This window comes from Marinomonas rhizomae, from assembly GCF_003315485.1.
Classification (GTDB): Bacteria; Pseudomonadota; Gammaproteobacteria; order Pseudomonadales; family Marinomonadaceae; genus Marinomonas; species Marinomonas rhizomae.
Map to the genome: position 1 here is coordinate 46,654 of NZ_QNSE01000017.1, position 23,587 is coordinate 70,240.

The following is a 23,587-nucleotide window of genomic DNA, read 5'->3' on the forward strand; positions in this document are numbered from 1 at the left end:
GTCATGGCACGTGGAATAAACAAAGTAATCTTGATAGGAAACGCAGGCAACGATGCCGAAGTGCGTTTTATGCCATCGGGTGCAGCGGTTGCAAACGTTAACCTAGCAACATCAGAGAGCTGGCGTGACAAGCAAACTGGACAAATGCAAGAGCGTACTGAATGGCACCGAGTGGCATTCATGGACCGTGGCAATTTCCGCCTAGGTCAAATTGCCGGTGATTTCATCAAGAAAGGCTCAAAAGTTTACGTTGAAGGTTCTTTGCGTACGCGTGAGTGGGAAAAAGATGGTATCAAGCGTTACACAACAGAAATCGTAGCGAACGAAATGCAATTGCTTGATGGCCGTGGTGACAACAACGGTGGCCAGCAAGGTGGTTATGATTCTGGTGCGCAAGGTGGCTACGGCAACCAAGCACCTCAGCAAGGTGGTTACAATCAAGCGCCACAGCAACAAGCACCTCAGCAAGGCTTTAACCAGCCACAAGGCGGTTACAACCAAGCACCTGCTCAGCAAGCACCGCAACAAGTAGCGCCACAAGCTCAACCACAGTCTTTTGGCAGCTGGGGTAATGCACCGCAGCAAGCGCCTGCTCAACAAGCGCCACAACAGCGCGCACCTCAGCAGCCAGCTCCACAGCGTGCTCCAGCACCTGAGCCAAAGCCTCAGCAAGCGCCTAACTTTGATGACTTTGATGACGACATCCCGTTCTGATATCTGAGTATATAAGCTGTAGAGTTGACGTGAAGGCCCCTTTTATAGGGGCTTTCTTGTATTTCATTAGCGATTTTCATCAGAGGACTAAACCATGTTGTTAGGGGCCATGCTAGGAACCAATAATCTCGCCCAGGCGGGAGACTTTTACGACGCTGTATTAGGTACGATTAATATGGTGAGAACCATGACGGTAGATGGCGAGATAGGCTATGGCGTGGTGGGCGGCGCAAGCTGTTTTTGGATATTAACACCATTTAATAAACAACCAGCGACGGTGGGCAATGGTGTGCAGCTGACATTTCAGGCGGCAAGCAATGAGCAAGTGGATGAATTTTATCGTGTTGTATTAGCTCATGGGGGAAGCGACGAAGGCGCACCTGGTTATCGTTATCGTCCCCATTATTACGGTGCCTATTGCCGAGATCCAGATGGCAATAAGTTGCATGTAATGCATGAAGCTAACAGTGCCATTGTTGAGTAAGTATGGCGCTGGCTGGCTAGTTAATTAACCTGTCAGCGTGTCGAGTTGCAACGTATTATGACGGCTTAATTGTTAGTACTATTTTTCCTAAGTGGTCCTTCTTCTGAAAAGCGGTTTGTGCTTGGACTATCTCTTTAAGCGGATAAGTTTGTGCTACCAGAGGTTGAATTTTCCCTTCTTCAAGGTGACGAACTAAGTTCTGGAACACCTCTGAAGCTAATACGGTACAGCCAAATAGGCTTAAGTTTTTCAAATACAAGGTTTTGACGTCCAGCTCGACGAAGGCTCCGCCAATAGCGCCAGCAACAGCATAGCGACCACTACATCGACGCTATTTTCGCTGTTTGAATAGGAGCAGAGAAAAACGCAAATTCAATGTCAGTAAGGCTGCTGGCTTTTTAGTGCTAAAAACTGCCAGATTTCTGCTTTTACCAATGTCTGTGCTTAACTCCGTCTATGATTTTGTTTGTAAGAAGGTGATATCTGGCTTCAATTTATCGGTATACTAGGCGTTTTTTTGATCGCTAATCCATAGGGATTAGCCAGTACAAACTAGATGCAGAGCTTGAAACAATGAACGATGACGATGAAGCGTCTTTATTTGCCCAAGAGGTTGCGGGCATTCAGCCTTTAGAAAAAAGCGAAGTGTACCTTGGCAAGAAAGGCGAACCAGTCGACTTTCAAGCTCGTAAGCGCGCAGCCATCATGGCGAAGGAAGCGGATAATAATCATCTTTCCCATGATTACGTTGAGAAAGTCGAGCCAAATGATGTCTTGGAATACAAGCGACCAGGGGTGCAAGATGGCGTATTTAAGCGTTTACGCCAAGGCAAATATGGCATTGAATCGCGCTTAGATCTGCATCAAAGAACGGTGGCCCAAGCTCGAGAGCTGGTGTATCAGTTCGTTGAAGATTGCATGCGCAATGATATTCGCGTGGCTATTATTGTTCACGGTAAAGGGGATAGAACCCCAGATCCTGATAGCCAAGCTATGATTAAGAGCTACATTAATAAATGGCTACGGGACTTAGACAACGTCATGGCCTTCCACAGTGCGCAACGCTACCATGGCGGCTTGGGTGCGGTGTATGTATTGTTGAAAAAGACGGAAAAAGCACGCTTGGATGATTGGGAAAAGCATCAGAAGCGTTAATAAGTTGTGACGTCTTAAATGAGAGTATTCACGTTATTTCGTGCAGTAAAAGCCATGTTTTTGCTATAATCCCGCCACTTTGCTGTCTTGGACTTATGTTGTCTTGAATGTCGCCAAGCTGCCCCAAAACATTGTAATTATCGTATTCTAATTTTATCGAGGTAGAGAATGGCAAATAGCACCGCACACCATCCTGCGTTTACGTTTCTTCGCAGTGAGTTTATTGATGCTCTGAATGTTACTGTTCAAGAGTTTGAGCACACAGTTACGGGCGCTAAGCATTTTCATATCGCGTCTGAGAATGACGAAAATGTCTTCCTAGTTGGTTTAAAAACGGTCCCAACGGACTCTTGTGGCGTCGCGCATATTCTTGAACACACGGTATTGTGTGGTTCGGAGCGTTTTCCTGTGCGTGACCCTTTCTTTATGATGATTCGCCGTTCGTTGAATACTTTTATGAACGCGTTTACCTCCTCTGATTGGACGGCTTACCCATTTGCCAGTAAGAACAAGAAAGATTTCCATAACCTTTTAGGTGTGTATTTGGATGCGGTGTTCTTTTCTCGTTTAGATGAGTTGGATTTTTCCCAAGAAGGTCATCGCTTAGAGTTTGCCGAGCCAGATAATGCTGAGTCAGAATTGACGTTCAAAGGCGTTGTTTTCAATGAAATGAAAGGCGCGATGAGCTCAACCACATCGGTATTGTGGCAAACGCTTACCAAGTATTTGTTCCCAAACAATACCTATCATTTCAACTCTGGTGGTGAGCCAGCGGATATCCCTGATTTGTCTTACCAAGATCTCTTAGCGTTTTATCGCACTCATTACCATCCTTCTAATGCGGTCTTCATGACGTTTGGTGATATTCCAGCGGAAACACTACAGGCCGAGTTTGAAGACAAAGTGCTAAGTCGTTTTGAGCGATTGGAAGAACAAGTTAGTGTGCCGAATGCGAAGCGTTACTTCTCTCCGGTACGCGTTGAAGAAGGCTATGCTGCTGATGAAGTAAAAGAAGACGGCAGTCATGTTGTTGTCGGTTGGTTGCTGGGTGAAAGCACCGACTTAAATCAACAGTTCGAAGCGCAGCTGCTTTCTAGTGTTTTACTTGATAACAGCGCCTCGCCTTTACTGCGAGTATTAGAGAATAGCGACCTTGGTCGTGCGCCATCACCACTGTGTGGCCTTGAAGACAGTAATAAAGAAATGAGTTTCATGTGTGGTTTGGAAGGCGTGAAACGAGAAGATGCGCCTAAAGTTGAAGCCTTGGTTTTGTCTACGCTTGAAGACATTGTCGAAAAGGGCGTACCACAAGACATGGTTGACGCCATGTTACATCAATTAGAGTTGAGTCAACGTGAAGTTGGTGGTGGTAGCTATCCTTATGGTTTACAACTGATTTTAGCTGGCTTGTCGACGGCAGTTCATGCGGGCGATGTCATTGCTCAGCTTGATCTTGATCCTGTTATTAATGCGATGCGCGAGAAAGTTCAGGATCAACAATATATTCCGAATTTGATCAAAAATTTGCTGCTAGCGAATGCGCATCGAGTAACGCTAACTCTAAGCCCTGATGATGCCCTTGAAGCGCGTCGAAATCAGGCAGAAAAAGACCGCTTAAGTCAGATCAAAGCAGCGTTGTCCGATAGCGATAAGCAGCAAATTATTGCTCGCAGTGCAGCATTGAAAGCGCGCCAATCACAAGTTGACGACATGAGTATTCTGCCGAAAGTAGGCTTAGAAGATGTACCTGCGCGTTTGCCTGAATACGAAAATGAAAAAGTAGCAGGTGATTTGCCGGTTACCTTTTACCCACAAGGTACAAATGGTTTGGTTTACCAGCAGTTGGTGATCGATTTACCTGAGCTGGATGAAGAAGAGACGGAATATTTGCCTTTGTTCTCTTCAATGATGACGGAGCTAGGCATTGGCGAAGAGGGTTACCTGGCTGTTCAGGAACGCCAAGCTCAAGTTTGTGGTGGCTTAGGTGCTTCTAACTCTATTCGTGCAACAGTGGAAGACCGACAAGAGCTAAATGGCTACTTCATATTGTCATCTAAAGCCCTGGTGCCAAATGTTAAAGGCATGAGCGAATTAGTGAAAGATACTATGCTGAATGTGCGCTTCGACGAAGCGAGCCGAGTGAAAGAGCTGGTGGCCCAACGTCGTGCTCGTCGCGAACAATCGATTACCGGCCAAGGCCACTCATTAGCGATGGCGGCGGCTTCTAGTGCGATTTCTGGTTTGGCTGCGCAGCAAGAAAAATGGAGTGGCATGTCAGGCATTCGTGCTGCGATTGCGCTGGATGATGCGATGAAAGCCGATAGTAAAACGGCGGAAAATGTTTTAGCTATTTTTAAACGTTTACATGAAAAATTATTGCAAGCGAACAAGCAGCTTCTATTAGTGGCTGAGCCTCAACATGAAGAAAATGTATTGCGTGAGGTTCAATCTGTTTTTGCTAATTTACCTGTTGGTACAGCGCAGACTAAGTTCTCGATAGCGCCTGTTGACTCTCAAGTAAATGTTGCTTGGTTGACATCGACTCAGGTGAATTTCTGTGGCAAGGCCTTTCGTACGGCATTTGGCGAGCATCCCGATGTTGCAGCATTGACTGTATTGGGCGGCTTTCTGCGTAATGGCTTCTTGCATCGTGTGATTCGTGAGCAGGGTGGAGCTTACGGTGGTGGCGCGACATTTGATGGCAGTACTGGCTCGTTCCGCTTCTATTCTTATCGTGATCCTCGTTTGACAGAAACCCTGTCGGACTTTGATGCGTCGATTGAGTGGATGTTGAATGAAACCCACTCTGAAGATGCACTTGAAGAAGCGATTTTAGGGGTGATTGGTTCGATGGATAAACCAAGTTCACCAGCTGGAGAAGCGCAAAGTGATTTCTATGTGCATCTGCATGGTCGTAGTTTGGCCTATAGAGAAGCTTTCCGCGCGAAGATTTTGTCGGTGACTCTTGAGCAGTTGAAAGAAGTCACTAAGACTTATTTAACGAAAGAAAATGAAAATGTCGCTGTGGTTACGTCCACATCCAAGCGCGCAGAGCTAGAAACGCTTGGGTTTGATATTCAGACCCTGTAAAAATATTGAGACCTTTGTAGGAAATGACGAATGCGTCATCGTGCAAGGGGCTCATTTAATAACAAAACAGTCTTACTGACGGAAAATTAAATGGATCAGTTTCACGATATACGCCCTTACAACGACGATGAGGTCGCCGAGGTGTTGAATAATTTGGTCGAAATGCCAGATTTTATTAATACAATTATTGGTTTTCGTTTTGCTCAATGGCCTAAGTTTTTAAAAGCGCCATTGGCTTTTTGTGTCAAGCTGGCGCTAAAGCGTCAAATTGGTAATATTTCGAATGTTCATGAATTCCAAATGCGTGTCGCTAGCTACATGGAGCGCATGATAAAAACCACGACAACGAATGTTGAATACCGAGGTATTGAAAAGCTAGAGAAAGGTGTTGGTTATTTATTCTTGTCTAATCACAGGGATATCGCCATGGACCCGGCTTTTGTCAACTACGGTTTGTATCTAGCGGGTTTTGATACTGTTCGTATTGCAATAGGAGATAACTTACTGCGTCGCCCTTTTGTATCGGATCTCATGCGCCTTAATAAGAGTTTTATTGTGAAGCGCTCAGCGAATGGTATTCGAGAAATGATGGCGGCTTTTGGGCAGCTTTCTGCGTATATCACGGAATCATTAACAAAAGACCAAGCTAATATTTGGATCGCTCAAAAAGAGGGGCGTGCGAAAGATGGTTTGGATCAGACAGATCCTGCGATTATAAAGATGTTTTTTATGAGTCAGAAGAAAGAAAAAAAACCTTTCTCTGAAGCCATGGCAAACTTGAAAGTTGTACCTGTCTCCATTGCTTATGAATATGATCCATGTGCTTTTGATAAGGCGCGTGAATTGCATCAAAAATCGACAACAGGTAATTATGAAAAGGCCGAATTTGAAGACATAGATAGTATCAAAAATGGCATTGTCGGCCAAAAAGGTAAAGTTGTCGTCACTTTTGGTGATGTTATAAAAGACGGCTTTGAAACACCTGAAGAGTTTGTTGCCGAAGTGGATCGTCAGATCATTTCTAACTATGCGATTCAGTCTACCAATGAAGTTGCGCTGGCTTTACAGCAGGGCTTACCTTCAACGGATAGTGCATTCACAAGCTATCTTGAGCGTTGTCCTGAGAGTTTAAAAGAAACTGTGTTGGCAATGTATGCAAATCCATTGAAACAACAGCAAAAATATCTGAATAAATAGTCATGGGAGTAAGCTGTCAATGAGCACATGGGCATCATTAAGGTCTTGGGTTGGCTCAATAATATTCGCCATTTACTATACGGTATCAACCATTATATTTGGTATTCTTGCGCCTTTTGCAACGCTTTTGTTGCCAAAAAATTATCGACAGCCAGTATTGAACCTGCATAACAAGGGGTTATTATTTGTCTTTCGTATTTTTTGTGGCGTGAAAGTTGAAATCATTGGGTTAGAGCACATTAATAAAAATCGCCCTGTTGTGCTGGTGGCAAATCACCAAAGCGAGTGGGAAACTTATGTGCTGCAGGTGTTGATGGCACCGGTTTCAACGGTATTGAAGAAAGAACTGCTGTCAGTGCCTTTCTTTGGCTGGGGATTACGTATGGTACAGCCTATTGCCATTGACCGCTCTCAGCGGACTAACGCTCTGAAGCAAATTATCAGTCAGGGTAAAGAGCGTTTAGACGATGGCCGCTCAGTGCTGATTTTTCCTGAAGGCACACGAATCGCGCCTAATGAAGAGCAAGCCTTCAATAAAGGGGCTGCAATGTTAGCAACGTCGGCGGGTGTTCCAATTCTACCGGTAGTGCATAACGCAGGTTATACTTGGCCAGGTAAAAAATGGCGTAAATATCCGGGCTCTATTCGTGTGGTTATTGGACCCATTATCGAGTCTGAAGGTAAAAAAACGTCGGCATTACATGAAGAGATGGATGTTTGGATGCGTGCTGAAATGGCGAAGCTTCCCAAAGGAAATGATTTTCTGTATTAGCCAAGCCGAAAGCTAAACTAAATACCATAAAAAAGCCGCATCCATTGATGCGGCTTTTTTGTTTCTTAGTGTCTTATCTATGCAGAGTACTTTTTGAATACTAGGCTGGCGTTAGTGCCGCCAAATCCAAAGCTGTTAGACATAATCAAATTCAAGTCTGCATTATCTTTGCGAGTTGTTACAACAGGGATATTGCCTGCTGCTTCATCAAGCTCGTCAACGTTTGCAGATGCAGTGATGAAATTATTTTCCATCATTAGCAAGCAGTAGATTGCTTCATGAACGCCTGCGGCACCTAGAGAGTGACCAGACAAAGATTTAGTCGAACTAATCAGTGGAATTTTATCACCGAAAGTTTCATTAACTGCTTGTAGCTCTTTCATGTCGCCAGCAGGAGTACTTGTGCCATGAGTGTTAATGTAATCAATGTCGCCATCAATTGTGCTCATTGCCATCTGCATACAACGTACTGCGCCTTCGCCAGAAGGAGCAACCATGTCATAACCATCAGACGTAGCACCGTAACCCACTAATTCAGCGTAGATTTTAGCACCGCGAGCTTTAGCATGTTCTAGTTCTTCAATAACTAGCATGCCGCCACCGCCAGCAATAACGAAACCGTCACGATTTGCATCGTAAGCGCGTGATGCCTTTTCAGGTGTGTCGTTGTACTTTGAAGATAGGGCGCCCATGGCATCAAACATACAAGTTTGAGTCCAGCTTTCTTCTTCACCGCCACCAGCAAACACGATATCTTGCTTGCCTAGTTGGATAAGCTCCATGGCATTACCGATACAGTGAGCACTAGTAGAGCAAGCTGAAGTGATTGAGTAGTTAACGCCTTTGATTTTGAACGGTGTAGCCAAACAAGCAGATACAGTACTGCCCATAGTTTGAGTGACTCGATATGGTCCAACGCGTTTAACGCCTTTTTCACGCAGTGTATCGGCTGAATCAACGAGGTTTTTAGCGGATGCGCCACCAGAACCTGCAACCAAGCCTGTGCGAATATTGGATACTTGGTCTTCTGTTAAACCGGCATCTAAAATAGCTTGTTGCATAGAAACGTAAGCATAAGTTGCAGCATCACCCATGAAACGACGAACTTTGCGGTCAATGCCGTCTGCATCTAAATCAATACGACCACAAACGTGACTACGGAAGCCATGCTCTTTGTAATCTTCGGCGAAACGAATGCCGGATTGGCCCTCGCGTAAGGAGTTTAGAACGCTCTCTTTGTCATTGCCAAGGCAGCTGACAATGCCAAGACCTGTTACTACTACACGACGCATAAATGTGCCTCTTTCATTCTTAATCTTTAGAAGTTATCAGTTGAAGTGAATAAGCCTACACGCAAATCTTTTGCTGTGTAAATTTCACGTCCATCAACTTTAACACTTCCGTCTGCAATCCCCATCACTAACTTACGCTCGATTACGCGTTTAAGATTGATGTGAAAGGTAACTTTTTTTGCTGTAGGGAGAATTTGACCAGTGAATTTTACTTCGCCAGAACCCAGAGCGCGACCGCGACCTTTATTCCCTTTCCAGCCTAGAAAAAATCCTACTAGCTGCCACATCGCGTCCAAGCCAAGACAGCCAGGCATAACTGGGTCTCCAGGAAAGTGACACGCAAAAAACCATAGGTCAGGATTAATGTCTAGCTCAGCAATAATTTCGCCTTTGCCGTGTTCCCCGCCTTCAGTCGAGATGTGAGTAATGCGATCCATCATTAGCATATTGCCGACAGGAAGTTGGGCATTGCCTGCACCAAACATTTCACCGTGGCCGCATTTTAATAGTTCGTCTTTTTCAAAAGATGAAGCTGTAGTCATTATAGTCCTATATCCACATCCAGCCGATGACTCAAAATAGTCAGGCGGATTGTCGTGGTCCAGTTTGCAGTAGAAAATCCAACTGATTATATCGGTTTGAAACCTTAATATGAATGTTTGAACGGAAAAAAACCGTATTACCTGCATGAAAAGTGATCATTTTTACGTTGTTGTTAATGTTTTTGGGGGTCGAAGACTAGGAAAGGTGTGTTTTAAAGTGATTTTAATTAGCAGGCGTCGTTATTTTTTTCTGTTAAAGTGTTTGTTTTCATGATTTTTTTGTCGTTCCGAGAGCCTTTATATGTCTTCAGAAAGAAATGTAAAACTAACTCCTTGGCAATACCAAGTAGATGGCGGTCATATACAGGGCTACCTAAGTCCATTAAGAAGCGGTCGGCCAACGATACACTTTCTTCATGGTAATGGCTTTGCGGTAAAGACGTATTTGTGCTTTTTAGAAAAGCTCGAAGGCTTTAATTTAATTATGCAAGATGCAGCCGGCCATGGAGAGTCAACAGCAGGAAAGCAGTTTGTTGGGTGGAATAATACGGCTTCTCGTTTTAGAGAGTCGTTGAGCTCTCAGCGAGCTGTGCTGCCAGAGAATGAATTAATTGGTGTTGGACACAGTTTTGGTGGTTGCATGACTGCGTTAATGAGCGAGCAAGCCCCATTGCTTTTTGATCGACTGGTGTTGTTAGACCCTGCGCTTTTTCCTCCACGTTTAATCTGGATGATGCGTGGTGTAAAGCTGGCGGGCTTAAAAAGCCAAATTCCTTTGGCGCGACAGGCTCGTCGTCGGCGTACTCAATGGGAAAGTTTTGCTCAAGTGAAAAGTAGTTTTTTTGAAAGGGGGACGTTTAAAGGTTGGGAACCTGCTTGTTTGAAAGACTATATCGAATTCTCTATTAAGCATGATGAAAAAGGACATTACCAATTAGGGTGCCCACCCTGGATGGAGGCTGCGATCTTTTCTAGCTATCCCAAGAAGCTTTGGAGAGCAATTACAAAGATATCTGTGCCTACTTACATTATTCAAGGTAAAGATACTTTTGATTATTTCAAAGAGGCCTATCAATTGGCTGCAAAACTGAATCCGAACATTCAAGTGATTGAAGTCGACGGCGGTCATTGTTTTATGCAGCAGCATTCAACTATGGCAGCTCAAGCTGTCATGGATGCGTTGAAAAAAACGAAAGACTAGAATGAGTATTAATAAAAACGCCAAACATGACTTGCCATGTTTGGCGTTTTTATTGTGTTGTTGATGCAGCTAATTACGACGCTTTACTGAAGCGTTGGCGAGCGCAATTAATGCTGCTTTATAGTCTGACTCGGGCAATGGTGTAATGGCTTTTATTGCGAGGTCCGCTTGTTCTTGTGCTTTTTGTTGCGTGTATTCAATGGCTCCGCAACTTTGTACGTCATTTATAATTGTCTCTAATTGCTCAAGACCACCGGTTAAAATTGCTTGTCTTACTCGTTCTACTGCCGCTGAAGAGCCATGTTTCATGGTGAAAATGAGCGGTAGGGTTGGTTTGCCTTCAGCTAGATCGTCGCCGACACTTTTTCCCATTTCTTCAGCGGTGCTGGTGTAATCCATTACGTCATCAATTAGCTGGAAAGCTGTTCCGACATACATGCCAAAATCACTTAAAGCTGTTTGATACTCAGTACTGGCTCCGGAGATGACGGCGCCACAAAGTGCCGCGCCTTCAAACAGCTTTGCAGTTTTGTATTGGATAACTTTTAAATAGCTTTCTTCGGTTGTATCCGGGTCGCCGCAATTAATAAGTTGCTGAACCTCACCTTCGGCAATAATGTTAGTTGTTTTGGCTAAAATACTCATGCATTGCATGCTGCCAACATCCACCATTATTTGAAAGGCGCGAGAATAAAGAAAATCGCCGACCAAAACACTCGGTGCATTTCCCCATTCCTCGTTGGCTGTCTTTTTTCCTCGACGCATATCGGATTCATCTACAACATCATCATGCAGTAAAGTTGATGTATGGATAAATTCTATGATGGTCGCCATTTGGATGGCTTGATCTAGTTTAGTTTGGTCTAGTTCTGCGCTGGCTCTTGCCGCCAATAAAACCAACAGCGGTCGCAATCGTTTCCCGCCATTACTAATAATGTAGTAGCCGATTTGCTCGATTAGAGGGATGTCACTACTAAGTTGTGACACAATATAGTCATTCACTTGGCCAAATTCATTGGCCACAACATCGTGTATCTGTATAGGTTGCATGCAATTTCCGAAGCTAAATAGTCCCAAGCTGATCAGCAAGTGTGCCTCATGCTAGGTAAGGCTTGTGTCAGGGTCAACCCAAAAATCGAAAAATGTATAAAGACGTTGCATTTTGCTTGTATTGGGTGGTGTGATTTTGTACAATCTCGCGTCCGATTTACCTACATTTTGCTCCCTATCATATGGTTAGTGATTTTTGTCCGATTCGGTCAGGAACTTATTGCCACTAGAAGTAGGTCAAATTCAATTTCAGTAGCCGGGTAAATCTCATTGGAGAAGAACATGTTTGCAGTGATCAAAACTGGCGGTAAGCAATACCGTGTAGAAGAAGGCCAAACCCTTAAGGTTGAGAAATTAGCTGTTGAAGAAGGTGGCGCGATTCAATTCGACGACGTTCTTCTTGTATGCAATGGCGACGACGTTAAAGTTGGCGCACCAGTTGTAGAAGGCGCTAAAGTAACAGCGGAAGTTGTTGCACATGGTCGCGGAGACAAAGTGAAAATTTTGAAATTCCGTCGCCGTAAGCACTCTATGAAGCGTATGGGTCATCGTCAGTGGTTCACGGAAGTGAAAATAACTGGCATTAACTAAGCGCTAACTATTCAAATTTAAGGAGTAAGTCATGGCTCATAAAAAGGCGGGTGGTAGTACTCGTAACGGTCGCGATTCCGAGTCGAAACGATTAGGTGTCAAACGTTTTGGTGGTCAAGTTGTGATCCCAGGTAACATTCTTGTTCGTCAGCGTGGTACACAGTTCCATCCTGGTGCTGGTGTTCAAATTGGTAAAGATCACACTTTGTTCGCAGTTGCTGAAGGCCAAGTGAAGTTTGAAGTGAAAGGTAAGTTTAAGCGTCGTACAGTTTCTGTCGTAGCTGCTTAATCGCTTGCTAAAAACTTAAAAAAAGCTCCGCGACGCGGGGCTTTTTTTTTGGAAGAATTCTATAATCAGAGTTTGTTGATTCTGATAAACCACCGAAGAGGTGTTACTGTGAAATTTGTTGATGAAGCCAGTATCTACGTAAGAGCGGGTAAAGGCGGAAATGGAGCCTTGAGTTTTTGGCGCGAGAAGTTTGTTGCGAAAGGCGGGCCTGATGGTGGAGATGGCGGTAATGGCGGTAGTGTCATACTGGTTGCTGATGAAGCTTTAAATACTCTGATTGATTTTCGTTTCACGAAAAAGTATATCGCTGAAAGCGGTGAGGGTGGTCAAGGTCGAGATATGACCGGCTCGAAAGGGCCAGATCTTGAGATTAAAGTGCCAGTTGGCACCACGGTTATTGATGATGATACCGGCGAAACGCTTGGTGATCTTGTTCGTGATGGTCAAAAGCTAAAGGTGGCACAAGGTGGTCATCATGGTTTGGGGAATACTCGATTTAAATCCAGTACCAACCGTGCGCCAAGACAAACGACGAAAGGCACCGTGGGAGAAGAGCGGACCTTGAAGTTAGAGATGAAAGTCTTGGCTGATGTAGGTTTGCTTGGTCTTCCTAATGCAGGTAAGTCGACGTTTATTCGCGCCGTTTCCTCTGCTAAGCCAAAGGTGGCTGATTACCCTTTCACAACCCTGGTACCGAACCTTGGTGTAGTAAAGGTGAAAAAGCACCAGAGCTTTGTTATTGCTGATATTCCCGGAATTATTGAAGGGGCGTCTGAAGGGGCAGGTCTTGGTATTCGTTTCTTGAAGCACTTGGTACGTAACCGTATTTTGTTGCATATCGTAGATTTGGCACCTTGGGACGAGATTACTCCTGCGGAAGCGGCGGTGATTGCTGTAAACGAGCTGCATCAGTTCAGTCCTGCGTTAGCGGAGCGTGATCGTTGGTTGGTTTTGAATAAGACCGATATGGTGCCAGAAGATGAGTTGGAAGAGCGTTGCCAGAGTGTTGTAGATGCCCTTGGTTGGAAAGGTAAGGCTTACCGTATTTCTGCGATATCAGGTGAGGGTACAGAGGTGTTGTGTTTAGACCTGATGACGGCGCTTGAAGAGCAACGTGAGTTGCTGCTAGAAAGCCCAGAAGCTCGGGAGAAAGAAAAGGCAATGCGTACCCTGATTGATGAAGAAGGGCGAAACCGTATTATGTCATTGCGTGAGAAGCGCCGTAAAGCGGGCTTGTTGGTTGATGACGATGATTTTGATGACGATGATTACGATGTTGAAGTGGAATACGTTAGTTAATCTGATGGGTGAGAATAAGTAGTATCATGGAAATGCGAGAAAAAATAGCTAAGGCGCAGCGTGTCGTTGTGAAGATCGGCAGTGCGTTATTGACAAACGATGGACGGGGATTAGATGTTGCCCGTATCGGTCTTTGGGTTGCGCAAATCGCTGAGTTAAGAGCGCAGGGGAAAGAAGTTGTATTGGTCTCTTCTGGTTCTATTGCTGCTGGTATGAAGCGCCTTGGCTTTTCTTCTCGCCCCACACAAGTGAATGAGTTGCAAGCTGCTGCTGCAGTTGGGCAAATGGAATTGGTGGGGGTTTATGAGGCTCACTTTGAAAAGCATGGTTTGTGTACGGCACAAATCCTTCTTACTCATGATGATTTATCTAATCGCCGACGCTATTTAAACGCACGATCTTCGTTGCGAACTCTGCTTGGCTTTGGGGTTGTACCCATTGTTAATGAAAATGATACGGTTGTAACTGATGAAATTCGCTTTGGTGACAATGATACTTTGGGTGCCTTAGTCGCCAATCTGGTTGAGGCGGATTTATTGATTATTCTTACCGACCAGCATGGATTATTTGATAAAAATCCGCGCGATCATAAAGATGCAACATTAATCCCTCATATTTCAGCATCGGACGATCGTCTTGAGTCTATGGCGAGTGGCGGTGCTGGTGTGCTTGGTAGTGGTGGAATGTTAACAAAAGTGCGAGCGGCACTGTTGGCTGCGCGCTCTGGTGCGGATACCTTGATTGCTTCAGGTCGAGAAGATAATGTGATTGTTCGCGTTGCTTCAGGTGAAATATTAGGTACTTGGTTGCAGCCGGAGCACGGAAGAGTGGCTGCGCGTAAGCAGTGGCTGGCTGGGCATTTGAAGAGTCGCGGCGCTTTGATCCTAGATGATGGTGCTGTAAGGGCGCTACGAAAGGCGGGTACCAGTCTTTTGCCTGTTGGCGTGAAGGATGCTCAGGGGACTTTTTCGCGTGGGGATATGGTTATTTGTGTCGATTTGCAGGGGAGTTTGGTTGCTCGCGGCTTGGTGAATTACAGTGTGGCTGAAACGTTGAAGCTGCTTGGTCAGCCTTCGTCAAATATTGGTGATATTCTGGGTTACAAGGGCGAGCCAGAATTAATTCATCGTGATGATTTGGTTATTATATAAAAGAGGTTGTCATGGCAAAGCCGGGTAAAGTGGGTTTGGATCGTGTGTTGAATGCTTCGAAATATTCTTACCAAGGCTTGCGAGCTCAATGGAAACACGAGGCGGCGTTTCGCCAAGAGTCTGTGTTGTTTTTAATTTCTTTGCCTTTTGCTATCTGGCTCGGTGATACCGGGCTTGAGCGCGCAGTGCTTATTTTTTCTGTGGGTTTAGTGTTGATTGTAGAGACGTTGAATTCAAGTGTTGAGGCTGTGGTTGATCGAATTAGTAGTGAGCAGCATGAGTTGTCGGGTCGTGCGAAAGATTTAGGTTCGGCGGCGGTTATGTTGGCGTTGTTCTTGGCGGCAGTGGTTTGGCTGGTGGTTTTGTTTGGCTGATGCGGTATTTTTGAATGACGTTATTTGGGCTGAAAAGTCTGGTACTTTGAAGGTATAAATGAAAGACATAAAAAAACCGGCATATGCCGGTTTTTTTATAGGTATTAGGCCAGTGCTTTGATTTTAGCACTCAAGCGGCTCTTATGGCGAGCTGCTTTGTTTTTGTGATATAGGCCTTTGTCAGCGGCTTTGTCTAGCTTAGAAGTTGCTAGAACGTAAGCTGCTTGTGCGTCAGCTTGATTGCCTGCTTCGATAGCCGCGTCTACTTTTTTCAAGTATGTGCGAACCATAGAACGAAGGCTACCATTGTGAGCGCGGCTTTTTACTGCTTGGCGCGCGCGTTTTTTTGAACCGGCGGAATTTGCCACGGTCTGGCTCCTTTAATTTGGAATAAGTTATGACCAAGCACTGTGCTGGGTCATGAAATTAATGTCAAGTTTTAACTTTGAAATCTCGCGGCGGATTTTACCAGTTTTTAGCGTTGCCACAACCCTATTATACAAAAAATAGTCAAATGAGCTTATATATTTGGCTGCGCTCTGGTGGTAGCTGGTGTTATTCTTGGTCGATCTATCTGTTGCTTATGTCGTAATTTTATATGTCTGAACAAAAATCCACTCCTGATAAAGAGTCTAAGTCTTTGTCTTTGTTGCGTTCTGGTGTCTTGGTTTCCATTTGTACTTTTCTTTCTCGTATTCTCGGTTTGGTGAGAGATGCGGCTTTGGCTTATGTGTTGGGCGCAAGTGGCAGTGCGGATGCATTTTATGTTGCTTTCAAAATTCCTAACTTTTTTCGGCGATTATTTGCAGAGGGAGCGTTTGCTCAGGCTTTTGTTCCTGTTTTGAGTGATTACCGAGTAAGGGAGGGTAAGGATGAAGTCCGAGCGCTTATCTCTGCGGTGTCTGGGTCGCTGGCTTTGGTGTTATTGTGTATTACTGTGTTTTTTATGGTATGCGCTCCTTGGGTGGTCTATATATTTGCACCGGGTTTTGCTGGTGATGATGGTCAGGCTCGGCTCGCGTCTGAGTTGTTGGTGATTACTTTTCCGTATTTACTGTTTATTTCATTAACGGCATTGGCGGGTGGTATTTTAAACGCGCATGGTGAATATGCTGTTCCGGCTATTACGCCGATTTTTCTGAATATCTCTCTTATTGTCGCAACGGTGTTTTTTGCTCGTAGTGCGGCTCAGGCTGAAACGGCTGTTGCTTGGGGTGTGTTTTTTGCTGGCTTGATTCAGCTAATGTTTCAAGTGCCATTTTTGGCGAGGCTGCGATTGCTGCCGATGCCAACTCTGGGGTTCCGTCATCCGGGTGTGAAGCGAATTCTGCTTCTGATGGGGCCTGCGCTGTTTGGTGTGTCTGTCGGTCAGATTAATTTGCTTCTGGATACTGTGTTGGCTTCCTTTCTGCAGACAGGGAGTATCACGTGGTTATATTTGTCGGATCGCTTGTACGAGTTACCTTTGGGGATTTTTGCCATCGCTATTAGTACCGTTATTTTACCTTCTCTGTCGCGCAGTTTTGCTGGAGGTGAGGCGTCGCGGTTTTCCGAGACGCTTGATTGGGCGCTACGAATTTTATTATTGATTGCTATTCCGTCTTCTCTAGCTTTGTTTATGTTGGCTGAGCCTTTGATTGCAACGATTTTTTATCGTGGTGAGTTGATGGCGCATGATGTTTATATGGCAGCGCAAAGTTTGCAGGCTTACTCGTTAGGTTTGGTGTTTATGATGTTAATTAAAGTATTAGCCCCTGGCTACTATGCGCGCCAGGATATTAAGACGCCAGTTAAAATAGGCATTATCGCCATGGTTTCTAATATGGTTTTTAATTTAATCTTGGTGTGGCCGCTTGGGCATGTGGGGTTAGCATTGGCGACAAGTCTGTCTGCCGCTTTAAATGCTTTCTTGTTGTGGCAAGGTTTGTATAAAAAGCGTTATCACGTATTTTCGTCTCAGTGGGGGCGTTTGCTGCGTATATTGTTGAGTGCTACCGTTGCGCTTGGCGGATGTTTGTACTTGTTTCTTCTTCAAAAGTGGCAATGGACTCAAATGGATGACCTCTCTCGAGTAGGTTGTACCTTGATAATTGTCGTTTGTGGTGTGCTTGTATATGTTTTGGTTGCCTTGGCTGCAGGCTTACGTCCTTCTATTTTAAAGCATTAAGTATATTGATGTATTTGTGTTTTGATTATGGTTTTGCACGGCTTGTTCAGGTTCTGGCCTACCTTCATCAGGTTAACTGCTATATAATCCATGATATTTTGTCGACGCTGGATTTAATTGTTTTGTACGGGGTTCTATGGAGTTAATTCGCGGTATTCATAATATCCGTTCAAAGCATAGAGAGTGTGTGCTGACGATAGGGAATTTTGACGGTGTTCACTTGGGGCATGGCGCTATCTTGGCGCGTGTCAAGGCTCTGGCTAAGCAATACAATTCGCCAGCCGCTATTATGATCTTTGAGCCGCAACCGAGAGAGTTTTTTACTCCGGAGACAGCGCCAGGGCGCATTGGGCGCCTGCGAGATAAAGTGAAATTACTAGAAGGACAGGGGATTGATTATGTTCTTTGTATGCCATTCAACCCTAAGCTTCAGCAGCTAGACGCACAGGCATTCTGTCAGCAGATTTTGCTTAATGGTTTGTCAGTGAATCACTTAGTGGTAGGGGATGATTTTCGCTTTGGTTGTGATCGACAGGGTGACTTTTATTATTTGCAAGAATTTGGCAGTCTGCACGGCTTTGATGTTGAAAATACGCCTTCGGTATTGAATGCTTTGAATGAGCGGGTGAGCAGTACTTTGGTTAGAAATGCCCTGGAACGTGGTGATATTACGGCCGCACAAATGAATATGGGGCATTCGGTTACCTTGAGTGGTCGAGTGATACATGGGCAGCAGCTTGGTCGAAAACTGGGCTTCCCAACGGCTAATGTTCATCTTAAGGGCATTAAATCTGCGTTGTCTGGTGTGTATGCTGTGACCTTTATGGCGGATGGTGTTTCACATAACGGTGTTGCGAATATCGGTGTGCGACCTACCGTTCAAGGTAAAACGCCGATACTCGAGGTACATTTATTAGATTTTAGTGATGATCTGTACGACAAATACGTGCAGGTTACTTTCTGTCATTTTATTAGGGCAGAGCGGAAAATGGCCAGCTTAGACGCGCTGGAAAAACAAATTCAATGTGATAAAGAAGAAGCGTTACGCTTTTTTGCCAATCAGTGAAAAGATGATCTTTGAGGATGAATCGATAAACCATGAGTGATTATAAACCGACACTGAATTTGCCAGATACTGACTTCCCAATGCGTGGAGATTTGGCAAAACGTGAACCTGCAATGCTGAAGCGTTGGCAGGATATGGACCTGTACCAAAAGGTACGTGATGTAAGTAAAGGCCGTAAATCTTTTGTTCTTCATGATGGCCCTCCGTATGCAAATGGCAGTATTCACATTGGTCACGCGGTTAACAAGATCCTCAAAGATATTATTGTTAAGTCAAAAACCGTTAGTGGCTTTGATGCGCCTTATATTCCTGGTTGGGATTGCCATGGTTTGCCAATTGAGCACAAAGTTGAGCAGCTTATTGGTAAAGCCGGAACAAAAGTTTCTTATAAAGAGTTCCGTGCAAAATGCCGCGAATACGCTTATACGCAAATTGAAGAGCAGAAAAAAGACTTCATTCGTTTGGGTGTTATGGGTGATTGGGAAAATCCTTATCTAACCATGAATTTCCAAACGGAAGCCAATATCGTTCGTGCGCTGGGCAAGATTGCTGAGAACGGTCATTTGGTAAAAGGCTTTAAGCCAGTTTACTGGAGTGTTGTTGGTGGTTCTGCTTTGGCGGAAGCGGAAGTGGAATACCAAGATAAAACCTCTTTGTCTTTGGATGTGCGTTATGCGCCTCAAGACGAAGCAGCTTTGCTCGCTAAATTTTCTGATGTGACAGGTGAGGGTAAGGTTTCAGTTGTTATTTGGACAACGACGCCTTGGACGCTTCCTGCAAGCCAAGCGGTTTCTGTTCACCCTGAGTTCAACTATGCGTTAGTCGAAGTCGATATGGGCTTGGGCAAAGAACGCTTGATCGTGGCTGAAGACATGGTTGAAGGCTTGATGACTCGCTACGGCGTGACAGACTTTGCCATTGTTGGCCGCACGGTTGGTGCAGAATTAAAAGGCACTATCTTGAATCATCCGTTCATAGAACGTGATATTCCAGTCATCCTTGGTGAGCACGTCACCACAGAAGCGGGTACAGGTTGTGTCCATACGGCACCAGATCACGGCGTAGATGACTTTAACGTTGGTCGTGAAAACGGTATCGGCACTATTAATCTAGTACAAGATAATGGTGTTTACTCTGATGCGGCGGGTGAATTCGCTGGCTTGCACGTTTACAAAGTGGACGGTGCGGTACTTGAGGCGCTAAATCGCAACAATGCCTTGGTTTTTGAGTCGAAAATTTTCCATAGTTACCCGCATTGCTGGCGTACTAAAACACCATTGATTTTCCGTGCGACACCACAGTGGTTTATCAGTATGACCAAAGAAGGTCTGTTGGATGCTGCTAAGCATGCCGTAGAAGGTGTGAAATGGGTGCCAAGCTGGGGGCAAAATCGAATGGAAGGGATGTTAAATAACAGCCCCGACTGGTGTGTGTCTCGTCAGCGTACTTGGGGGGTGCCAATTGCTTTGTTTATCAACAAAGAAACACAGGAGTTACACCCAGAAACGCCGCGTTTAATTGAAGAAGTGGCAAAACGTATCGAGCAAGAAGGCATCGATGCTTGGTTCGAAATGGATGCTGAGACCTTATTGGGCGATGAGGCGGCTAAGTACAGCAAGGTAACGGATACTTTGGATGTATGGTTTGACTCTGGTGTAACCCATTACTCTGTTATCGATCAACGTGAAGAGCTAAGCTTTCCAGCAGATTTATACTTAGAAGGCTCGGACCAGCACCGTGGTTGGTTTCAGTCATCATTGAAAACTTCTATCGCGATTCGCGGTGTGCCACCTTACAAACAAGTGCTAACACATGGCTTTACGGTAGATGGCGATGGTCGAAAAATGTCGAAATCATTGGGTAATGTCTTATCGCCACAAAAGGTGATGGATACCTTGGGTGCCGATATCATTCGTTTATGGGTAGCGGCAACTGATTACACGACGGAAATGACTGTCTCTGATGAGATTCTTAAACGTGTCGCAGATTCTTATCGTCGTATCCGTAATACTGCTCGCTTCATGATGGCGAACTTAAATGGTTTCAATCCTGCCACTGATATGGTGTCTTCTAAAGATATGATTGCATTAGATCGTTGGATTGTAGATCGTGCGGCTTTGTTGCAGAAAGAGTTGGATACGGCTTACAACGAATATCAGTTCCATACAGTGAACCAGAAAATCCAGAATTTCTGTTCTGTAGATTTGGGTGGTTTCTATTTGGATGTCATCAAAGACCGCCAGTACACAACGCAAGAAAACAGTTTAGCGCGTCGTTCTGCGCAAACGGCGCTTTATCATGTAATGGAGGCTTTCTCTCGTTGGGTTGCTCCTATCTTAAGTTTCACTGCTGATGAGATCTGGCAAACATTGCCTGGTGAACGTAGCGCGTCGGTTTTCTTGGAGACATGGTACGAAGGTCTTGAAGAGCTATCCGGCGATGAGGCAATGGGCCGAGATTTCTGGAGACAGGTTCTTGAGGCAAAAGTAGCGACAAATAAGGTGTTAGAGGCGGCTCGTAGCGAAGGTAAGATGAAAGCGAGCTTAAGTGCTGAGATCACACTGTATTGTGACGAGGCTCTGCAAGAAACATTGAATCGTCTAGGCGAGGAGTTACGTTTTGTCTTGATTGCTTCTGGCGTTAAGGTTCTGCCTTTGTCTCAAGCGGGTGATGATGCTGTTGCAACAGACCTTGAAAGTTTGAGTGTTCACGTTGAATTGAGTAAATATACTAAGTGTGTACGTTGCTGGCATCACCGTGAAGAGGTAGGTAAACGAGAAGCACACCCTGAATTGTGTGATCGTTGTATCTCAAACTTGCCTAATGGGGAAGGTGAACAGCGCCTTTACGCTTGATGACTGCTTTGATTATGTGGAAACGAGTCCAGCGCTGGTGGGCGCTGGCCGCTATTATTTTTGTCTTAGATTGGGTGACAAAACAAGCAGTTGAGTCCAACTTGTTCTATGGACAAGAAATTGCTGTTTTTCCATTTTTTGATCTGACATTGAGGTACAACACTGGCGCAGCTTTTAGCTTTCTTGCGCAGGCTGGTGGGTGGCAGCGTTGGTTTTTCTCTTTGATCGCATTGGCCGTAGTGGTTGGTATTACTTGGCGCCTTGTTAAGATTGCAAAAACCAACCGATTGGAAGCTTTGGCATTAACCTTTGTGCTGGGTGGCGCTATTGGGAACCTTTACGATCGCTTGGTTTATGGTCATGTCGTAGATTTTCTACAGTTTCATTGGCAGCAGTCATGGTATTTTCCTGCGTTTAACCTAGCTGACAGTGCTATCACTATTGGTGTTATTTTAATGTTGCTTGAAAGTTTTGTAGCGAATAAGCAAGAAGGTACAAAAGAATGAGCGTAATTACAGCGGAAAGTCGAGTCACTCTTCACTTTGAGTTGTCGCTTGAAGATGGCCAGATTGTCGACTCTAATTTTTCTCAGGCTCCAGCTAGCTTTGTATTTGGCGATGGAAGTTTGTTGCCGGGTTTTGAGTCTGCTTTACTAAATATGTCTGTAGGGCAAGAAGCCTCTTTTGTTATGCCACCAGAAAAAGCTTTTGGTGCTCACAATGAAAGTAACATCCAGCGTATGCCTCGCTCTCAGTTTTCTATGGATCTAGAAGAAGGGATGGTGGTTTCATTTGCAGATATGAGCAAAAACGAGTTGCCAGGGGTGATTGCTGAAATTGGCGATAAAGAAGTAGTAGTGGACTTTAACCATCCTCTTGCTGGTCGCTCTCTGACTTTTCGAGTGCACATTGTTGCAATAGAGGTTGCTGCATGAGTTTTGCCATTCAACTTGCCAATCCCCGTGGTTTTTGTGCGGGCGTTGATAGAGCTATAGATATTGTTAATCGCTGTTTAGATCTATTTGAAGCGCCAATATATGTTCGTCATGAAGTGGTGCATAATAAATTTGTTGTTGAATCTTTGAAGTCGCGTGGTGCTGTTTTTGTTGATGAACTTGATCAAGTGCCAGATGACAATATTGTGATTTTTAGTGCGCACGGTGTCTCGAAAGCTGTTCGAGACGAAGCGACAAATAGAGGTCTAAAAGTATTTGATGCAACTTGTCCTCTTGTCACTAAGGTGCACCTGGAAGTGTTGCGTTATTCGCGTGATGGCATGGAATGTGTTCTGATCGGTCATGATGGTCATCCCGAAGTGGAAGGGACGATGGGGCAATACGATGATCGCCAAGGTGGTGCTATTTATTTAGTAGAGAGTCCTGCCGATGTAGAAAATCTTCAGGTTAAAAATCCTGAGCGCCTTGCCTTTGTTACTCAAACAACGCTGTCTATGGACGATACCTCTGTTGTTATTGATGCGCTTCGCAAACATTTCCCGATGATTCGTGGCCCTAAGAAAGATGATATTTGTTATGCAACGCAAAACCGCCAGGACGCGGTGAAGACGTTAGCGCAAGAGTCTGAATTGGTTCTTGTTGTTGGTTCTGTAAATAGTTCTAACTCAAACCGCCTTCGAGAGTTGGCTGAAAGAATGGGTGCAAAAGCCTATTTGATTGATAATGCCAGCGAGATTCAGTGCGATTGGCTAAAAGGTATTGATAGTATAGGTGTAACAGCTGGTGCTTCAGCGCCTGAAGTGCTGGTTAATGAGGTAATTGACCGTCTTGTTATAGAAGGTGGTAGTGCCCCTCAAGAGATAAAAGGCAGAGAGGAGAACGTGTCTTTCTCTATGCCAAAAGAACTTCGTATTGTTGAGGTATAATGCCTTTTTTTCATTAACTTCAAAATTAATTAAAAAAAGGGTTGCACAAAATCTGTAGATCCTTAATATACGCCCTCGCTGACACGGACAAGGCTTCAGAGCAACGAAGACCAAGTTCAACTAACTAAATCAAGGTTTGGTTAGTCATTCAAGTTAGCACGCTCTTTAAAATAGATAATCAGATAATTTGTGTGGGCGCTCGCTGGAGGCTTCAGAAGATTGTCCGGATGGTTTAGATCATTCGAGGCGATCAAAAAAATTGAAGTCTTGCGAAACGTCTAACACGTCAATTCGCTTTATGTTGATTGATTGTTCTTCGGGACAATGAATTGATTAAGTTATTGTTAGTGTAATAGATTTTGAGTAAGCAAACTTTTTAACTGAAGAGTTTGATCATGGCTCAGATTGAACGCTGGC

Annotated in this window: 23 protein-coding genes; 18 read left to right on the forward strand and 5 right to left on the reverse strand. The window is 44.6% G+C overall.

Annotated features, from left to right (window positions below; genetic code table 11):
* Positions 1 to 3 precede the first annotated feature (3 nt).
* Positions 4 to 714, forward strand: coding sequence for a single-stranded DNA-binding protein (gene ssb / locus DFP80_RS18610; RefSeq protein ID WP_113918297.1), 711 nt, complete (start codon positions 4 to 6; stop codon positions 712 to 714).
* Positions 715 to 808: 94 nt separating this feature from the next.
* The gene (locus DFP80_RS18615; RefSeq protein ID WP_113918298.1) at positions 809 to 1,198 is read left to right on the forward strand and encodes a VOC family protein; all 390 of its coding nucleotides are present in this window, start codon (positions 809 to 811) and stop codon (positions 1,196 to 1,198) included.
* A gap of 55 nt (positions 1,199 to 1,253) precedes the next feature.
* On the opposite strand, the gene DFP80_RS20945 is transcribed toward DFP80_RS18615, so the two are convergent.
* Positions 1,254 to 1,406, reverse strand: a complete 153-nt coding sequence (locus DFP80_RS20945) for a zinc-binding dehydrogenase (RefSeq protein ID WP_241560310.1) — start codon at positions 1,404 to 1,406, stop codon at positions 1,254 to 1,256.
* Positions 1,407 to 1,771: 365 nt separating this feature from the next.
* Here DFP80_RS20945 and smrA point away from each other — a divergent pair, with 365 nt between their 5' ends.
* The 4 genes from smrA to DFP80_RS18640 all read left to right on the forward strand — a co-directional run bounded on the left by smrA (position 1,772) and on the right by DFP80_RS18640 (position 7,412).
* Positions 1,772 to 2,353, forward strand: coding sequence for a DNA endonuclease SmrA (gene smrA / locus DFP80_RS18625; RefSeq protein WP_113918300.1), 582 nt, complete (start codon positions 1,772 to 1,774; stop codon positions 2,351 to 2,353).
* Positions 2,354 to 2,521: 168 nt separating this feature from the next.
* Positions 2,522 to 5,443, forward strand: coding sequence for an insulinase family protein (locus DFP80_RS18630; RefSeq protein ID WP_113918301.1), 2,922 nt, complete (start codon positions 2,522 to 2,524; stop codon positions 5,441 to 5,443).
* 90 nt (positions 5,444 to 5,533) lie between these two features.
* Complete coding sequence (locus DFP80_RS18635) at positions 5,534 to 6,640, forward strand: 1-acyl-sn-glycerol-3-phosphate acyltransferase (RefSeq protein ID WP_113918302.1); 1,107 nt, start codon at positions 5,534 to 5,536, stop codon at positions 6,638 to 6,640.
* A 19-nt stretch (positions 6,641 to 6,659) separates the two neighbouring features.
* Complete coding sequence (locus DFP80_RS18640; protein WP_113918303.1) at positions 6,660 to 7,412, forward strand: lysophospholipid acyltransferase family protein; 753 nt, start codon at positions 6,660 to 6,662, stop codon at positions 7,410 to 7,412.
* Between the two features lie 77 nt (positions 7,413 to 7,489).
* Here DFP80_RS18640 and fabB read toward each other — a convergent pair whose 3' ends face one another.
* Both fabB and fabA read right to left on the reverse strand, forming a co-directional pair.
* On the reverse strand, positions 7,490 to 8,704 hold the full coding sequence (gene fabB, locus DFP80_RS18645; RefSeq protein ID WP_113918304.1) for a beta-ketoacyl-ACP synthase I: 1,215 nt from the start codon (positions 8,702 to 8,704) through the stop codon (positions 7,490 to 7,492).
* Between the two features lie 26 nt (positions 8,705 to 8,730).
* Entirely contained in the window at positions 8,731 to 9,246 is a 516-nt protein-coding gene (gene fabA, locus DFP80_RS18650) for a 3-hydroxyacyl-[acyl-carrier-protein] dehydratase FabA (protein ID WP_113918305.1), read from the reverse strand.
* 301 nt (positions 9,247 to 9,547) lie between these two features.
* Here fabA and DFP80_RS18655 point away from each other — a divergent pair, with 301 nt between their 5' ends.
* Positions 9,548 to 10,447 (forward strand): alpha/beta hydrolase, encoded by a 900-nt coding sequence (locus tag DFP80_RS18655; protein ID WP_113918306.1) that lies wholly within the window; start codon positions 9,548 to 9,550, stop codon positions 10,445 to 10,447.
* Between the two features lie 69 nt (positions 10,448 to 10,516).
* Here the strand turns inward: DFP80_RS18655 and ispB are convergent, their stop codons facing one another.
* Positions 10,517 to 11,497 carry an octaprenyl diphosphate synthase gene (gene ispB, locus DFP80_RS18660; RefSeq protein WP_113918307.1) on the reverse strand — a complete coding sequence of 327 codons (981 nt, stop codon included), beginning with the start codon at positions 11,495 to 11,497 and terminating at the stop codon, positions 10,517 to 10,519.
* Between the two features lie 282 nt (positions 11,498 to 11,779).
* On the opposite strand from ispB, the gene rplU reads away from it, so the two are divergent.
* The 5 genes from rplU to DFP80_RS18685 all read left to right on the forward strand — a co-directional run bounded on the left by rplU (position 11,780) and on the right by DFP80_RS18685 (position 15,201).
* Positions 11,780 to 12,088: a 50S ribosomal protein L21 gene (gene rplU / locus DFP80_RS18665; protein ID WP_012071898.1), complete on the forward strand. Its 309-nt coding sequence runs from the start codon at positions 11,780 to 11,782 to the stop codon at positions 12,086 to 12,088.
* Between the two features lie 31 nt (positions 12,089 to 12,119).
* On the forward strand, positions 12,120 to 12,377 hold the full coding sequence (rpmA, locus tag DFP80_RS18670) for a 50S ribosomal protein L27 (protein ID WP_113918308.1): 258 nt from the start codon (positions 12,120 to 12,122) through the stop codon (positions 12,375 to 12,377).
* 108 nt (positions 12,378 to 12,485) lie between these two features.
* Entirely contained in the window at positions 12,486 to 13,676 is a 1,191-nt protein-coding gene (gene cgtA / locus DFP80_RS18675) for an Obg family GTPase CgtA (protein WP_113918309.1), read from the forward strand.
* Between the two features lie 26 nt (positions 13,677 to 13,702).
* Positions 13,703 to 14,827 carry a glutamate 5-kinase gene (gene proB / locus DFP80_RS18680; protein WP_113918310.1) on the forward strand — a complete coding sequence of 375 codons (1,125 nt, stop codon included), beginning with the start codon at positions 13,703 to 13,705 and terminating at the stop codon, positions 14,825 to 14,827.
* Between the two features lie 11 nt (positions 14,828 to 14,838).
* Positions 14,839 to 15,201, forward strand: a complete 363-nt coding sequence (locus tag DFP80_RS18685; RefSeq protein WP_113918311.1) for a diacylglycerol kinase — start codon at positions 14,839 to 14,841, stop codon at positions 15,199 to 15,201.
* A gap of 104 nt (positions 15,202 to 15,305) precedes the next feature.
* Here the strand turns inward: DFP80_RS18685 and rpsT are convergent, their stop codons facing one another.
* Positions 15,306 to 15,569, reverse strand: a complete 264-nt coding sequence (gene rpsT, locus DFP80_RS18690) for a 30S ribosomal protein S20 (RefSeq protein WP_012071893.1) — start codon at positions 15,567 to 15,569, stop codon at positions 15,306 to 15,308.
* Positions 15,570 to 15,799: 230 nt separating this feature from the next.
* Here rpsT and murJ point away from each other — a divergent pair, with 230 nt between their 5' ends.
* The 6 genes from murJ to ispH all read left to right on the forward strand — a co-directional run bounded on the left by murJ (position 15,800) and on the right by ispH (position 23,170).
* On the forward strand, positions 15,800 to 17,368 hold the full coding sequence (gene murJ, locus DFP80_RS18695; RefSeq protein ID WP_113918312.1) for a murein biosynthesis integral membrane protein MurJ: 1,569 nt from the start codon (positions 15,800 to 15,802) through the stop codon (positions 17,366 to 17,368).
* 136 nt (positions 17,369 to 17,504) lie between these two features.
* Positions 17,505 to 18,434, forward strand: a complete 930-nt coding sequence (gene ribF, locus DFP80_RS18700) for a bifunctional riboflavin kinase/FAD synthetase (protein WP_113918313.1) — start codon at positions 17,505 to 17,507, stop codon at positions 18,432 to 18,434.
* Between the two features lie 32 nt (positions 18,435 to 18,466).
* Positions 18,467 to 21,289, forward strand: coding sequence for an isoleucine--tRNA ligase (gene ileS, locus DFP80_RS18705; protein WP_113918314.1), 2,823 nt, complete (start codon positions 18,467 to 18,469; stop codon positions 21,287 to 21,289).
* Positions 21,289 to 21,795 (forward strand): signal peptidase II, encoded by a 507-nt coding sequence (gene lspA / locus DFP80_RS18710; RefSeq protein ID WP_113918315.1) that lies wholly within the window; start codon positions 21,289 to 21,291, stop codon positions 21,793 to 21,795. Before ileS ends, lspA begins: the two co-directional genes overlap by 1 nt.
* On the forward strand, positions 21,792 to 22,223 hold the full coding sequence (locus tag DFP80_RS18715) for an FKBP-type peptidyl-prolyl cis-trans isomerase (RefSeq protein WP_113918316.1): 432 nt from the start codon (positions 21,792 to 21,794) through the stop codon (positions 22,221 to 22,223). The genes lspA and DFP80_RS18715 overlap by 4 nt, the downstream gene beginning before the upstream one ends.
* Positions 22,220 to 23,170, forward strand: a complete 951-nt coding sequence (ispH, locus tag DFP80_RS18720; protein WP_113918317.1) for a 4-hydroxy-3-methylbut-2-enyl diphosphate reductase — start codon at positions 22,220 to 22,222, stop codon at positions 23,168 to 23,170. Before DFP80_RS18715 ends, ispH begins: the two co-directional genes overlap by 4 nt.
* Positions 23,171 to 23,587: the final 417 nt, after the last annotated feature.

Excerpts from the sequence above, each read along its gene's own strand:
- ribF (WP_113918313.1), top strand. The coding sequence starts at position 17,505 with ATGGAGTTAATTCGCGGTATTCATAATATCCGTTCAAAGCATAGAGAG.
- lspA (WP_113918315.1), top strand. The coding sequence starts at position 21,289 with ATGACTGCTTTGATTATGTGGAAACGAGTCCAGCGCTGGTGGGCGCTG.
- ssb (WP_113918297.1), top strand. The coding sequence starts at position 4 with ATGGCACGTGGAATAAACAAAGTAATCTTGATAGGAAACGCAGGCAAC.
- proB (WP_113918310.1), top strand. The coding sequence starts at position 13,703 with ATGGAAATGCGAGAAAAAATAGCTAAGGCGCAGCGTGTCGTTGTGAAG.
- DFP80_RS18655 (WP_113918306.1), top strand. The coding sequence starts at position 9,548 with ATGTCTTCAGAAAGAAATGTAAAACTAACTCCTTGGCAATACCAAGTA.
- rplU (WP_012071898.1), top strand. The coding sequence starts at position 11,780 with ATGTTTGCAGTGATCAAAACTGGCGGTAAGCAATACCGTGTAGAAGAA.
- DFP80_RS18715 (WP_113918316.1), top strand. The coding sequence starts at position 21,792 with ATGAGCGTAATTACAGCGGAAAGTCGAGTCACTCTTCACTTTGAGTTG.
- fabA (WP_113918305.1), bottom strand. The coding sequence starts at position 9,246 with ATGACTACAGCTTCATCTTTTGAAAAAGACGAACTATTAAAATGCGGC.
- DFP80_RS18635 (WP_113918302.1), top strand. The coding sequence starts at position 5,534 with ATGGATCAGTTTCACGATATACGCCCTTACAACGACGATGAGGTCGCC.
- smrA (WP_113918300.1), top strand. The coding sequence starts at position 1,772 with ATGAACGATGACGATGAAGCGTCTTTATTTGCCCAAGAGGTTGCGGGC.
- DFP80_RS18685 (WP_113918311.1), top strand. The coding sequence starts at position 14,839 with ATGGCAAAGCCGGGTAAAGTGGGTTTGGATCGTGTGTTGAATGCTTCG.
- rpmA (WP_113918308.1), top strand. The coding sequence starts at position 12,120 with ATGGCTCATAAAAAGGCGGGTGGTAGTACTCGTAACGGTCGCGATTCC.
- ileS (WP_113918314.1), top strand. The coding sequence starts at position 18,467 with ATGAGTGATTATAAACCGACACTGAATTTGCCAGATACTGACTTCCCA.
- DFP80_RS18630 (WP_113918301.1), top strand. The coding sequence starts at position 2,522 with ATGGCAAATAGCACCGCACACCATCCTGCGTTTACGTTTCTTCGCAGT.
- ispB (WP_113918307.1), bottom strand. The coding sequence starts at position 11,497 with ATGCAACCTATACAGATACACGATGTTGTGGCCAATGAATTTGGCCAA.
- DFP80_RS18615 (WP_113918298.1), top strand. The coding sequence starts at position 809 with ATGTTGTTAGGGGCCATGCTAGGAACCAATAATCTCGCCCAGGCGGGA.
- DFP80_RS18640 (WP_113918303.1), top strand. The coding sequence starts at position 6,660 with ATGAGCACATGGGCATCATTAAGGTCTTGGGTTGGCTCAATAATATTC.
- fabB (WP_113918304.1), bottom strand. The coding sequence starts at position 8,704 with ATGCGTCGTGTAGTAGTAACAGGTCTTGGCATTGTCAGCTGCCTTGGC.
- murJ (WP_113918312.1), top strand. The coding sequence starts at position 15,800 with ATGTCTGAACAAAAATCCACTCCTGATAAAGAGTCTAAGTCTTTGTCT.
- ispH (WP_113918317.1), top strand. The coding sequence starts at position 22,220 with ATGAGTTTTGCCATTCAACTTGCCAATCCCCGTGGTTTTTGTGCGGGC.